The sequence below is a fragment of the Streptomyces sp. NPDC107517 genome (assembly GCF_055582645.1).
Genome location: NZ_JBVJPM010000008.1, coordinates 1 through 12663 on the forward strand (window position 1 = coordinate 1; position 12663 = coordinate 12663).

Annotated in this window: 11 protein-coding genes; 2 read left to right on the forward strand and 9 right to left on the reverse strand. The window is 68.9% G+C overall.

Going from position 1 to position 12663, the window contains the following annotated elements:
* Positions 1-324: 324 nt before the first annotated feature.
* The 3 genes from ACZ67T_RS19660 to thyX form a co-directional block, all read right to left on the reverse strand.
* Positions 325-2010, reverse strand: a complete 1686-nt coding sequence (locus tag ACZ67T_RS19660; protein WP_469985543.1) for a ribonuclease J — start codon at positions 2008-2010, stop codon at positions 325-327.
* A gap of 135 nt (positions 2011-2145) precedes the next feature.
* A complete protein-coding gene (dapA, locus tag ACZ67T_RS19665) occupies positions 2146-3045 on the reverse strand; it encodes a 4-hydroxy-tetrahydrodipicolinate synthase (RefSeq protein WP_326773827.1) in 900 nt (299 codons plus the stop codon).
* Positions 3046-3253: 208 nt separating this feature from the next.
* A complete protein-coding gene (gene thyX, locus ACZ67T_RS19670; protein ID WP_469985545.1) occupies positions 3254-3994 on the reverse strand; it encodes an FAD-dependent thymidylate synthase in 741 nt (246 codons plus the stop codon).
* Between the two features lie 275 nt (positions 3995-4269).
* Here thyX and ACZ67T_RS19675 point away from each other — a divergent pair, with 275 nt between their 5' ends.
* Positions 4270-4509 carry a hypothetical protein gene (locus ACZ67T_RS19675; RefSeq protein ID WP_227297627.1) on the forward strand — a complete coding sequence of 80 codons (240 nt, stop codon included), beginning with the start codon at positions 4270-4272 and terminating at the stop codon, positions 4507-4509.
* A 105-nt stretch (positions 4510-4614) separates the two neighbouring features.
* Positions 4615-5175 (forward strand): PH domain-containing protein, encoded by a 561-nt coding sequence (locus tag ACZ67T_RS19680; protein ID WP_469985547.1) that lies wholly within the window; start codon positions 4615-4617, stop codon positions 5173-5175.
* A 72-nt stretch (positions 5176-5247) separates the two neighbouring features.
* Here the strand turns inward: ACZ67T_RS19680 and ACZ67T_RS19685 are convergent, their stop codons facing one another.
* The 6 genes from ACZ67T_RS19685 to eccD all read right to left on the reverse strand — a co-directional run bounded on the left by ACZ67T_RS19685 (position 5248) and on the right by eccD (position 12464).
* Positions 5248-5700 carry a tetratricopeptide repeat protein gene (locus ACZ67T_RS19685; protein ID WP_469985549.1) on the reverse strand — a complete coding sequence of 151 codons (453 nt, stop codon included), beginning with the start codon at positions 5698-5700 and terminating at the stop codon, positions 5248-5250.
* A gap of 8 nt (positions 5701-5708) precedes the next feature.
* Positions 5709-6464, reverse strand: a complete 756-nt coding sequence (gene dapB, locus ACZ67T_RS19690) for a 4-hydroxy-tetrahydrodipicolinate reductase (protein ID WP_469985551.1) — start codon at positions 6462-6464, stop codon at positions 5709-5711.
* Between the two features lie 36 nt (positions 6465-6500).
* Positions 6501-7880 (reverse strand): M16 family metallopeptidase, encoded by a 1380-nt coding sequence (locus ACZ67T_RS19695; protein ID WP_469985553.1) that lies wholly within the window; start codon positions 7878-7880, stop codon positions 6501-6503.
* On the reverse strand, positions 7877-10093 hold the full coding sequence (locus ACZ67T_RS19700; protein ID WP_469985554.1) for a polyribonucleotide nucleotidyltransferase: 2217 nt from the start codon (positions 10091-10093) through the stop codon (positions 7877-7879). The genes ACZ67T_RS19695 and ACZ67T_RS19700 overlap by 4 nt, the downstream gene beginning before the upstream one ends.
* 376 nt (positions 10094-10469) lie before the next feature.
* On the reverse strand, positions 10470-10757 hold the full coding sequence (gene rpsO, locus ACZ67T_RS19705; protein ID WP_116509164.1) for a 30S ribosomal protein S15: 288 nt from the start codon (positions 10755-10757) through the stop codon (positions 10470-10472).
* A 192-nt stretch (positions 10758-10949) separates the two neighbouring features.
* Entirely contained in the window at positions 10950-12464 is a 1515-nt protein-coding gene (gene eccD, locus ACZ67T_RS19710; protein ID WP_469985556.1) for a type VII secretion integral membrane protein EccD, read from the reverse strand.
* Positions 12465-12663: the final 199 nt, after the last annotated feature.

A 12663-nucleotide genomic window follows, 5' to 3' on the forward strand; every position in this document is an offset into this window, starting at 1 on the left:
ACGCTTCCTTTGTACTCACCCGAGAGACTCTCTCAGGCTTTCCTCCGGGCAGTTTCCCTTCGGTCTTGCGTTTCCGACTCTATCAGACTCTTTCGCGTCCGATTTCCTCGGTGCCTTTCAGGTTTCCGCTCCGGCCTTTCGGCTTTTTGCGTTTCCCTTTCCGGCGGTTCCGACTTTATCAGAGATTCTGAGTCGGAATTTCCGGCCCACTCGGGGAGGTTCAATCGGGCACGTGAGTGCGCCGGTTTCCCCTTGGGCGGAGCCGTAAACCTACTGGAGCGGGGCGCCCCGATGCAAATCGAGGCGCCCCGCTCCTCAGGTGCTTCAGACCTCCACGACGACCGGGAGGATCATCGGGCGCCGACGGTAGGTGTCGGAGACCCACTTGCCCAGCGTGCGGCGGATGAGTTGCTGCAGCTGGTGGGGTTCGACGACGCCGTCCTGGGCCGACTTGTCCAGGGCTTCCTGGATCCGCGGCATGACGGCGCTGAACGCCGAATCGTCGATGCCGGAGCCACGCGCCTGGATGGTCGGGCCGCTGGTGATCTTGCCGGTGCTGGAGTCCACCACCACGAAGACCGAGATGATGCCCTCGTCGCCGAGGATCTTGCGGTCCTTGAGCGCGGGTTCGCCGACGTCACCGACCGAGAGGCCGTCCACGTAGACGTAACCGGCCTGGACCTTTCCGACGATCTTGGCCTTGCCCTCGACGAGGTCGACGACGACGCCGTCCTCGGCGATCACGATGCGGTCGTGCGGGACGCCGGTGAGGGCGCCGAGCTCGGCGTTGGCGCGCAGATGGCGCCATTCGCCGTGGACCGGCATCAGGTTCTTCGGCTTGCAGATGTTGTAGAAGTACAGCAGCTCGCCGGCCGAGGCGTGGCCCGAGACGTGGACCTTGGCGTTGCCCTTGTGGACGACGTTCGCGCCCCAGCGGGTCAGGCCGTTGATGACGCGGTAGACCGCGTTCTCGTTGCCCGGGATCAGGGACGACGCCAGGATCACCGTGTCGCCGGAGACGATCCGGATCTGGTGGTCGCGGTTGGCCATGCGGGACAGCGCGGCCATCGGTTCGCCCTGCGAGCCGGTGCACACGAGCACGATCTCGTTGTCCGGGAGGTCGTCGAGCGTCTTGACGTCCACGACCAGGCCCGGCGGGACCTTCAGGTAGCCGAGGTCACGGGCGATACCCATGTTGCGCACCATCGAGCGGCCGACGAAGGCGACCCGGCGGCCGTACTCGTGAGCGGCGTCCAGGATCTGCTGGATGCGGTGCACGTGGCTCGCGAAGGACGCGACGATGATGCGCTTCTGAGCGCCCGCGAAGACGCCGCGGATCACGTTCGAGATGTCGCGCTCGGGCGGGACGAAGCCCGGGACCTCGGCGTTCGTGGAGTCGGTGAGGAGAAGGTCGATGCCTTCCTCGCCGAGCTTGGCGAACGTGGGGAGGTCGGTGAGGCGGCGGTCCAGCGGGAGCTGGTCCATCTTGAAGTCGCCGGTGTGGACGACCATGCCGGCCGGCGTGCGGATGGCGACCGCGAGCGCGTCCGGGATGGAGTGGTTGACCGCTACGAACTGGCAGTCGAAGGGGCCCAGGCGTTCGCGGTCGCCCTCGGCGACCTCGAGCGTGTACGGGCGGATGCGGTGCTCCTGGAGCTTCGCCTCGATGAGGGCGAGCGTCAGCTTGGAGCCGATCAGCGGGATGTCCGGCTTCTCGCGCAGGAGGTAGGGGACGCCGCCGATGTGGTCCTCGTGGCCGTGCGTGAGCACGATGCCGTCGATGTCGTCGAGGCGGTCCCTGATGGACGTGAAGTCCGGCAGGATCAGATCGATGCCGGGCTGCTCCTCCTCGGGGAAGAGCACGCCGCAGTCGACGATGAGCAGGCGGCCGTCGTACTCGAAGACCGTCATGTTGCGGCCGATCTCACCGAGGCCGCCGAGCGGGGTGACGCGCAGGCCGCCCTTCGGGAGCTTCGGCGGGGCGCCCAGTTCAGGATGCGGATGACTCAAAAGACTCTCCTCACCACGCGCGCCACGTACCTGTTAGGCACGTGGCGCGCGTGACGTTCGTGCAGTAGCAGTTGTCTTGTGTGGGTGCAGGAGCGGTGTCCTGCCGTCGTGCGTATTCAGTTGTGAAGTCTGTGTTTAGAGCTGTACCCCGCCCGCGGCGAGATCGATCTTGAGCTGGGCGGTCTCGTCGGGCGTCAGCTCCACGAGGGGCAGGCGCAGCGGACCGGCGGGCTGGCCCTGGAGGGCGAGTGCCGCCTTGGTCGTGATGACGCCCTGCGTGCGGAACATGCCGGTGAAGACCGGGAGCAGCTTCTGGTGGATCTCGGTGGCCTTCTGCACGTCGCCGCTGACGAACGCGTCGAGCATGGCGCGCAGGTCGGGGGTGACGACATGGCCGACGACGGAGACGAAGCCGACCGCGCCCACGGAGAGCAGCGGCAGGTTGAGCATGTCGTCGCCGGAGTACCAGGCGAGGCCGGAGCGGGCGATGGCCCAGCTGGCGCGGCCGAGGTCGCCCTTGGCGTCCTTGTTGGCGACGATGCGCGGGTGCTCCGCGAGGCGGACGATCGTCTCGGTGTTGATGGGTACGCCGCTGCGGCCCGGGATGTCGTACAGCATCACCGGCAGCTCGGTGGCGTCGGCGATCGCGGTGAAGTGTCGCAGGAGGCCTTCCTGCGGGGGCTTGTTGTAGTACGGCGTCACCGTGAGCAGGCCGTGCGCTCCGGCCTTTTCGGCGGCGCGGGCGAGCTCGATGCTGTGGCGGGTGTCGTTCGTACCGACGCCGGCGATGACATGGGCGCGGTCGCCGACCGCCTGTCGTACGGCTCGTACGAGATCCGATTTCTCCGCGTCGCTGGTGGTCGGGGACTCGCCGGTGGTGCCGTTGACGACGAGTCCGTCGTTGCCTGCGTCCACCAGGTGGGCGGCGAGTCGCTGCGCGCCGTCGAGGTCAAGTGCGCCGTCCGCCGCGAACGGCGTGACCATAGCGGTGAGGACCCGCCCGAAGGGGGTCTGCGGAGTGGAGGTCGGAGCCATGGGTAATACGCTACTCGCTGCTCAGCGCGCGGTCCCCCCTCGGGGGATGCCAGGGAGTGTGGCGGAGGTGGATCCCGGCACTGCCTGCTCGGGGGTTCAAGCAGTGCCGGGTCCGTTTGATCAGGCTAGATGAACTTTCCGAAATGCCGCAATACGGACACTTCGCACGGCTGAACCGTACATCTGTACCGAATCCTGGTTTCCCTGACTACGGCGCGACCCGGCCGTTCCCGTTGAATGCGGCGTAGGTGAGCGGCATGAGCTCGGCCCACTCCGCCTCCATCTTCTCGCCGACCATCTCGATCTCCCGCTGCGGGAAGGACGGGACCTTTGCCAGCTCGTGCTGGGTGCGCAGGCCGAGGAAGTGCATCAGTGAGCGTGCGTTGCACGTCGCGTACATCGAGGAGAAAAGGCCGACCGGGAGGACCGAACGGGCCACCTCGCGGGCGACGCCCGCGGCGAGCATCTCCTGGTACGCCTCGTACGCCTGGCGGTACGAGTCCTCCATCACGCGGCCGGTGAGCTCCTGCTGCCCCTGCGTGCCCTCGACGAACTGGTACTTGCCGGGGCGGCCCTGCTGCACCAGCTTGCGGGAGGCCTCCGGGACGTAGAAGACCGGCTGGAGCTCCCTGTAGCGGCCCGACTCCTCGTTGTACGACCAGCCCGCGCGGTGTCGCATGAACTCGCGGAACACGAAGATCGGGGCGTTGATGAAGAACGTCATCGAGTTGTGCTCGAAGGGGCTGCCGTGACGGTCCCGCATCAGGAAGTTGATCAGGCCCTTGGAGCGCTCCGGGTCCTTGGTCAGCTCGTCGAGGGACTGCTCTCCCGCGGTGGAGACGCGGGCGGCGAACAGCACGTCGGTGTCGCTTGCGGTGTGCTTGACGAGCTCGACCGTCACGTCGCCGCGGAAGGTCGGCTTGAGGTCGTCAGCAGGGGTTTCGGTCACGGTTCGAGGGGTCCTTCCATCACTTCGCTCGGGCGGCGCCCACTCTACGGGCAGGCTATGACAACGGGGCATTCGGTCGCGCCTCGCGACATTCCGATCCGAACATCGCCGAACTTCTGTTAATTCGGCGAAACAGGGCACCTTTTGGGGCATCCGTGCGTCTGTATGGGTAACGGGGCGGTTCGTTCGCCGCTCTCGGAGCTCTGAGCCCATTCGACGGCCGGAGCCGTTCCATGATCCGAACGTTTCGATCTTGACGAGGAGAAGCAGCACCCATGTTCCGTCGGCGCGAGCCCGTTCCGTTCGCCTTCATCGCCGAAGCCGACAAGTTCCGCAGTAACGTCACTCCGCCCCCGCGCGAACGCGCGTCGGCCGGCCAGATCGCCGGTCGCTCGCTCGTCGGCCTCACCGTCGTCGCCGGGCTCGTGGGCGCCCTGCTCCTGGGGATGCCCGCCCTCTCGTCCGGTCAGGCACCGGCGCACACGCAGCAGTCCGAAGCGTCCGACGGTCGCTGACCGGCCTACCCCCGTCCGGCCCCCCAGGGGTGGAAGGCGGGCGCACGCCTAGGTAGCCTCACCGGGCACAGCCCGAATACAGCGTGGATTGAGTGAGGACCAGTCGTGCCCCTGCCCTTCCTGACGGCCGACCGCGCTTTTGACGAGGTGGCCGACGACGTCGCGCTGCCTTTCGACGATCGCGACCGATGGCGGCGTCCCTACCGGCCGGGGCCGTGGCGCGTGGGATTCGCCGCACTGCTCCTGCTGCTCGCCTCGTACGTCATGTTCGCCGCGGTGATCATCGCCTTCACGGGTGGTCTCGGCGGGGGCGCGTCGTGCGCTCTCGTCGCGCTGCTCATCATCGGGGCGGCCCTGCGGCTGCTGCGGATGGGTACATGGGTGAGCGCGCACGGCCTGCGCCGTGTGGCCTTCTTCCAGACCCAGACGGTTCCGTGGGCCCAGGTCGTGACGGTCCGTACGGTCCAGCAGCCGGTCCGCTGGCTGGGACTCCCCCGCACGGTGCAGGGGCAGGCACTGCTCCTCGTACGGCGGGACAAGGCCGATGAGAGCTCGGCGCTGGTCACCAGTCACGGCGCGGACTTCCTCGCGCGGACCGAGGCCTTCGACCGGGCGTCGGACACGATCGAGGTGTGGGCCGAGGAGTACCGGCCGCAGCACGCCTGAACGAGGCACACGTGAAGGGCCGCGCCGGAACACCGGCGCGGCCCTTCACGTGTACTGGGGACTCACACGTCCTCAGACGCTGACCGTCCTGCCCTCCTGAAGGGCGATGGCGCGCTGCATCGCCTTGCGGGCGCGCGGGGTGTCCCGGGCGTCGCGGTAGGCCACGGCGAGGCGGAACCAGCAGCGCCAGTCCCCCGGGGTGTCCTCCGCCTCCGCCTTGCGGCGGGCGAAGACCTCGTCGGCGGAGTCGCGGTCGATGCGGCCGTACTGGTCACGGCGCAGCTCGTCCACGGGCAGGCCGCCCTCGGCCTCCAGGAGATCGGCGAGACGGTTCGCCTTGCGGACGAACTGGGTGTTGGCCCAGAGGAACCACAGGCCGATCACCGGCAGGATCAGCACGGACACGCCGAACGTGACGGTGAGCAGGGTGCCCTGCTCGATGAGGAGCAGGCCACGGCTGCCGACCAGGACGAAGTAGAAGACCAGGACGAGGGCGGTGACGAGGTAGGTGAGCTTTGCGCGCATGAGGTCCGTCAGACGTTCAGGTCGAGGAAGTGTTCCAGGCCGAAGGTGAGGCCGGGAGTGGTCACGACGCGGCGGGCGCCGAGCAGGATGCCTGGCATGAAGCTGCTGTGGTGCAGGGAGTCGTGCCGGATGGTCAGCGTCTCGCCCTCGCCGCCCAGGAGGACCTCCTGGTGGGCGAGGAGGCCGCGCATGCGCACGGAGTGGACCGGGACGCCGTCGACGTCCGCGCCGCGGGCGCCGTCGAGAGCGGTTTCCGTGGCATCCGGCTGCGAGGCGCTGCCGGCCTTCTCGCGGGCCGCCGCGATGAGCTGCGCGGTACGGGCGGCCGTGCCGCTGGGCGCGTCCACCTTCTTCGGGTGGTGCAGCTCGATGACCTCGACGGACTCGAAGTAGGGCGCCGCGGCCTCGGCGAACTTCATGGTGAGGACGGCCCCGATGGAGAAGTTCGGGGCGATGAGCACACCGGTCCGCGGGGAGTCCGCGAGCCAGGTGGTGAGCCGGGCGAGACGGTCGTCGGTCCAGCCGGTGGTGCCGACGACGGCGTGGATGCCGTGGCGTACGCAGAAGTCGAGGTTGTCCATCACCGAGTCGGGCGTGGTCAGTTCGACCGCGACCTGGGCGCCGGACTCCGTGAGGGTCTCCAGCTTGTCGCCCCGGCCGAGGGCCGCGACCAGTTCCATGTCGTCGGCGGCCTCGACGGCCCGTACGGCCTCGGAGCCGATACGGCCCCCGGCGCCGAGGACCGCCACGCGCAGCTTGCTCATCTTCTTCGTTCCTTACGCGAGTTGCGAACGGGTGGGCTACGCCACCGCTTCGTGCAGGCGCGCCGCCTGCTTGTCCTTGAGCGGGCCGATGACCGACAGCGAGGGGCGCTGCCCCAGGATGTCTCGGGCCACCGCGCGCACCTCGTCTGGGGTGACCGAGGCGATCTCCTCCAGCATGTCGCTGACGGACATCTGCTCGCCCCAGCAGAGCTCGCTCTTGCCGATGCGGTTCATGAGCGCGCCGGTGTCCTCGAGGCCGAGGACCGTGGAGCCGGAGAGCTGGCCGATGGCGCGGCTGATCTCGTCGTCGGACAGGCCGTGCTCCGCGACGTGGGTGAGCTCGTCCCGGCAGATCTTGAGCACGTCGTGGACCTGGCTGGGCCGGCATCCCGCGTAGACCCCGAAGAGGCCGCAGTCCGCGAAGCCCGAGGTGTACGAGTACACGCTGTAGGCGAGGCCGCGCTTCTCCCTGACCTCCTGGAAGAGGCGGGACGACATGCCGCCGCCCAGGGCGGTGTTGAGGACGCCCATGGCCCAGCGGCGCTCGTCGGTGCGGGCGAGGCCCGGCATGCCGAGGATGACGTGGGCCTGCTCGGTCTTGCGGCCGAGGAGCTCCATGCGGCCCGCTGCGCGCACAGGCTTGCGGCCGTCACGCGGGGCCATGGGGACGGCGTCGGTGCGGGTGAGGGCGCCGGCCTTCTCGAAGGCGGCACGCACCTGGCGTACGACCTTGTTGTGGTCGACGTTGCCCGCGGCGGCGACGACGAGGTGCGTCGGGTCGTAGTGCTTCTTGTAGAAGCGGGCGATCTGGCCGCGGTTCAGTGCGTTGATCGTGTCGACCGTGCCGAGGACCGGGCGGCCGAGCGGGGTGTCGCCGAGCATCGTGTGCGCGAACAGGTCGTGCACGCAGTCGCCCGGGTCGTCCTCCGTCATCGCGATCTCTTCGAGGATCACGCCGCGCTCGGCGTCGACGTCCGCCTCCTCGATGAGGGAGCCGGTCAGCATGTCGCAGACGACGTCGATCGCGAGGGGGAGGTCGGTGTCGAGCACGCGCGCGTAATAGCACGTGTACTCCTTCGCCGTGAAGGCGTTCATCTCGCCGCCGACCGCGTCGATCGTGGAGGAGATGTCGAGGGCGCTCCGGCGAGAGGTGCCCTTGAAGAGCAGGTGCTCGAGGTAATGCGTCGCGCCATTGAGCGTGGGCGTCTCGTCGCGGGAGCCGACGTTCGCCCAGATACCGAAGGTCGCGGAGCGTACGGAGGGCAGCGTCTCGGTGACGATGCGCAGGCCGCCGGGGAGGGTGGTCCTACGGACCGTACCGATGCCGTTCTCGCCCTTGATCAGGGTTTGGGTACGGGCGACGGCCCGCGCCTCCGAGGAGGTGCGGGCCGTCGCCTTGGAGCTACGGGACGTCACTTGTCGGTGTCGTCCTTCGTCTCGTCGCCCTCTTCGCCCTCGACGACGGGGATGAGGGAGAGCTTGCCGCGGGAGTCGATCTCGGCGATCTCGACCTGGACCTTGGCGCCCACGCCGAGAACGTCCTCGACGTTCTCCACGCGCTTGCCGCCGGCCAGCTTGCGGATCTGCGAGATGTGCAGCAGACCGTCCTTGCCCGGGAGCAGGGACACGAACGCACCGAAGGTCGTCGTCTTCACGACGGTGCCCAGGTAACGCTCGCCGACCTCCGGCATGGTCGGGTTGGCGATCGAGTTGATCGTGGCGCGGGCGGCCTCGGCCGCCGGGCCGTCGGCGGCACCGATGTAGATGGTGCCGTCGTCCTCGATCGTGATGTCGGCGCCGGTGTCCTCCTGGATCTGGTTGATCATCTTGCCCTTCGGGCCGATGACCTCACCGATCTTGTCCACGGGGATCTTGACCGTGATGATCCGCGGGGCGTTCGGGGACATCTCGTCCGGCGTGTCGATCGCTTCCATCATCACGTCGAGGATGTGGAGGCGGGCGTCGCGGGCCTGCTTGAGGGCCGCGGCCAGGACGGAGGCCGGGATGCCGTCCAGCTTGGTGTCGAGCTGGAGAGCGGTGACGAAGTCCTTGGTGCCGGCGACCTTGAAGTCCATGTCACCGAAGGCGTCCTCCGCACCGAGGATGTCGGTGAGGGCGACGTAGTGCGTCTCGCCCTTGATCTCCTGGGAGATCAGGCCCATGGCGATACCGGCGACGGGGGCCTTCAGCGGCACACCGGCGTTCAGCAGCGACATGGTGGAGGCGCAGACCGAGCCCATGGACGTCGAGCCGTTGGAACCGAGGGCCTCGGAGACCTGACGGATCGCGTACGGGAACTCCTCGCGCGTCGGCAGGACCGGCACGATGGCGCGCTCGGCGAGCGCACCGTGGCCGATCTCGCGGCGCTTCGGGGCGCCGACGCGGCCCGTCTCGCCGACCGAGTAGGGCGGGAAGTTGTAGTTGTGCATGTAGCGCTTGCGGGTCACCGGGGAAAGGGTGTCCAGCTGCTGCTCCATACGGAGCATGTTGAGGGTGGTGACGCCCAGGATCTGAGTCTCGCCACGCTCGAAGAGCGCCGAGCCGTGCACGCGCGGGATGGCCTCGACCTCGGCGGCGAGCGTACGGATGTCCGTGACGCCGCGGCCGTCGATGCGGACCTTGTCCTTGATGACGCGCTCGCGGACCAGGGACTTCGTCAGCGCGCGGTACGCCGCCGAGATCTCCTTCTCGCGGCCCTCGAACTTCGGGAGCAGCTTCTCGGCGGCCAGACCCTTGACGCGGTCCAGCTCGGCCTCGCGGTCCTGCTTGCCGGCGATGGTGAGCGCCTGGGCGAGCTCGGTCTTGACGGCGGCCGTGAGGGCCTCGAGTACGTCGTCCTCGAAGTCGAGGAAGATCGGGAACTCGCCGGTCGGCTTGGCGGCCTTGGCTGCCAGCTCCGACTGGGCCTTGCAGAGGACCTTGATGAAGGGCTTCGCGGCCTCGAGACCGGCCGCGACGACCTCTTCGGTCGGCGCCTGGGCGCCGCCCTTGACGAGCTCGATGGTCTTCTCGGTGGCCTCGGCCTCGACCATCATGATCGCGACGTCGCCGTCCTCGAGGACGCGACCGGCGACGACCATGTCGAAGACGGCGTCCTCGAGCTCGGTGTGCGTCGGGAACGCGACCCACTGGCCCTTGATCAGCGCGACACGGGTGCCGCCGACCGGGCCGGAGAAGGGCAGGCCGGCCAGCTGCGTGGAGCAGGAGGCGGCGTTGATGGCGATCACGTCGTACAGGTGGTCGGGGTTGAGCGCCATGACCGTCTCGACGACCTGGATCTCGTTGCGAAGGCCCTTCTTGAAGGACGGACGCAGCGGGCGGTCGATGAGGCGGCAGGTCAGGACCGCGTCCTCGGAGGGGCGGCCCTCACGGCGGAAGAAGGAGCCGGGGATCTTGCCGGCCGAGTACATCCGCTCCTCGACGTCCACCGTGAGGGGGAAGAAGTCGAGCTGGTCCTTGGGCTTCTTCGAGGCGCTCGTGGCCGACAGCACCATGGTGTCGTCGTCCAGGTACGCCACGGCGGAGCCGGCTGCCTGACGGGCCAGACGGCCCGTCTCGAAGCGGATGGTGCGGGTGCCGAAGGTGCCGTTGTCGATGACGGCCTCGGCGTAGTGGGTCTCGTTCTCCACTAGCGTTTTCTCCGTTACTTTTCGTCTTTTGTCCCGTTCCGCCCGTGTGGCGGAGGGACGGGGCCGGAGAAGCGCGCCTTGTGTGCGGGCCGGTCTTCGATCGAAGCACCCGGGGTGGACGGGATCCGTCTCCCGGGGGCCACTACCGAGGACCGGCGGCGGCGCGGGTGCGCTTCTCCTCGTGCGGTGATGCGTCGCGTGATGCGGTGCAACCGGGTGCGGTGCATCGAAGCGGTGCATGCGTGTGGTGATGCGTGTGTGGTGCTGCGGTGGTGCTTTTGTTCGTGCGTCCAGACTACAAAGCGCCTGTGACACTTCGCACGTACAGCAAAGGGAGCGGCCCCCTGTCGGTGGGAACCGCTCCCTTCACGGCGTCTTAGCGGGCGCCGGCCGCACCGCGGCGGATGCCGAGGCGCTCGACCAGCGTACGGAAGCGCTGGATGTCCTTCTTGGCCAGGTACTGCAGAAGGCGGCGACGCTGGCCGACCAGGATCAGCAGACCACGACGGGAGTGGTGGTCGTGCTTGTGCGTCTTGAGGTGCTCGGTCAGGTCCGAGATCCGGCGGGACAGCATGGCGACCTGGACCTCGGGGGAGCCGGTGTCGCCCTCCTTCTGACCGAACTCGGTGATGATCTGCTTCTTCGTAGCGGCGTCGAGCGACACGCGTACTCCTCGTAGTCTGTTCGTGGCCACCGAGTGCCCCTGGTCCACATCTCAGGGGAGCTTCCGTTACTCGGGAGGCGAGGTCCGCTGGGCGCAGTCTTCAGATTCCGGGGAAACCGGAGACCTGAGGGCGCGTACACAAACGGCCGTCACACAGCGTACCAGCCGCTCCGTGTGCTCCCGACCGTCCGGTCAGCCGGCCATGGAGCGGGCCTTCACGTACACGTCGAAGACCGCGAGCGTCAGCGGGACCAGCGTGAGCAGGACGAACGTCTCCGCGATCTCCATGAAGCGTCCCCAGAAGGGGCTGACTCCGCGGCGGGGCGTGATCAGGCCGATCGATGTGATCAGCGCCGTGGCCGCCGCGATCACCGCGACTAGCCAGACCGTGCGGATGTCGAGGGCGGTGCTGTCGCCCTTCCTGAAGAAGTCGTCCAGGTAGTCGAGCGGCGGGTGGAGCGAGAGGCCGAGGCCCAGCAGGACGAGGGCGGCGAGTCCCGCCGCCAGGAGGGAGGCGACCTGCGCGGTGTAGCGGAAGAGCTGGGCGCGCATCAGCATCGCGACGCCGGTGGCGAAGGCGAGGAGCTGGCCCCATACGTCGTGCGAGAAGCCGAGGACGGCGGCGGCGCCGACGGACACCAGGGCGCAGCCGCCGACCAGGCCGACGAGCAGCTCGTGGCCGCGGCGGGCCTGGGCCGCGATGCGGTCGGCGTCGACGGGCTCCTGGTTCGTGGGGTCGTCGCCGTACTCGCCACGGGCCGTGCTCGGGGGTTCGAAGCCGATGGGCAGGCGGGCGAAGCGCATGGACAGGCCGGGCAGGAACGCGAGGGCGCCCACGGAGAGCGGCGCGCACAGGCCGGCGGTCTCCACGGCCGTCAGGTCCGTGAGGATGGCGATGAAGGTCGTGAGTACGCCGACCGCCGACGCGAAGACGAAGGCCACGAAGGGACCGTCGCCGCCCGGCGAGACCAGGGTGAGGACCACGGAGGCGAGCAGTACGGCCGTGCAGGCCAGCAGGAACTGGAGCCTGCCGATTCCCTGGTGGTCGCCGAGGGGCAGCAGGCCGGAGCCCGCCACCGCCACGTTCGGCAGGGCGCCGAGGCCGAGCGCGATGGCCGAGCCGCGGTCGTCGTAGACCCTGGCGCGGACACAGGCGAGGACGACGAGGAGGAGGCCGGCCACCGCGGCGAGGACGCCCTGGAGGCTGTACATGTCGTGGTGCGGCTCGGCCGTCCACGTGACGAAGGCCAGGAGCGCGGGCAGGACGCCGCCGCCGATGAGCCCCGCGCCGCGGGTCAGGTCGCCGTTCCACAGGGTGCGGTCGCGGGTGACGGCCGAGGCGACCGCTTCGGAGACGTCGTCGAAGACGGCCGGCGGCAGCGACTCGGAGAACGGGCGCAGGGTGAGCAGCTCGCCGTCGAGGATGCGCTGCGCGGCGAAGGACCGGGCGCTGTCGAGGACGGTGCCGTCGCGGCGTACGAGGTGGTAGCCGACCGGTGCGCCCTCGGCGGGGCTCTGCTGGGAGAGCCGCAGGATTTCCGGATTGAGGTCGGCGACCGGGACGTCGTCGGGAAGCGCCACGTCGATCCGGCTGTCGGGCGCGACGATGGTGACGCGGCAGAAGCCGAGGCCCGTGCCGGCCCCCGAAGGGGCTCCGGTGCCCGCTCCGCCGGTCGCGCCGGCCGTCGCGGAAGCGGAAGCCGTCATGCTCACCTGCTGTTCCCCCTCGGTTGGTGTGTCCGGTGATGCAGCCGGATGTGGAGGTGTTGTGTACGCCGCTCGCGCGCGTCCCCGCCGCCCGTCAACGAGGCTTCCAGGACCGGCGTTGGCGGTCCTGCTCGCTCCCAGCCGCGTGAAATGCCCTGATTCTTCGGGCGATCCACGGTGCTCGACTGCACCTCCGGCA

Excerpts from the sequence above, each read along its gene's own strand:
- dapB (WP_469985551.1), bottom strand. The coding sequence starts at position 6,464 with ATGAGCAAGCTGCGCGTGGCGGTCCTCGGCGCCGGGGGCCGTATCGGC.
- eccD (WP_469985556.1), bottom strand. The coding sequence starts at position 12,464 with ATGACGGCTTCCGCTTCCGCGACGGCCGGCGCGACCGGCGGAGCGGGC.
- ACZ67T_RS19675 (WP_227297627.1), top strand. The coding sequence starts at position 4,270 with ATGTTCCGTCGGCGCGAGCCCGTTCCGTTCGCCTTCATCGCCGAAGCC.
- ACZ67T_RS19685 (WP_469985549.1), bottom strand. The coding sequence starts at position 5,700 with ATGCGCGCAAAGCTCACCTACCTCGTCACCGCCCTCGTCCTGGTCTTC.
- dapA (WP_326773827.1), bottom strand. The coding sequence starts at position 3,045 with ATGGCTCCGACCTCCACTCCGCAGACCCCCTTCGGGCGGGTCCTCACC.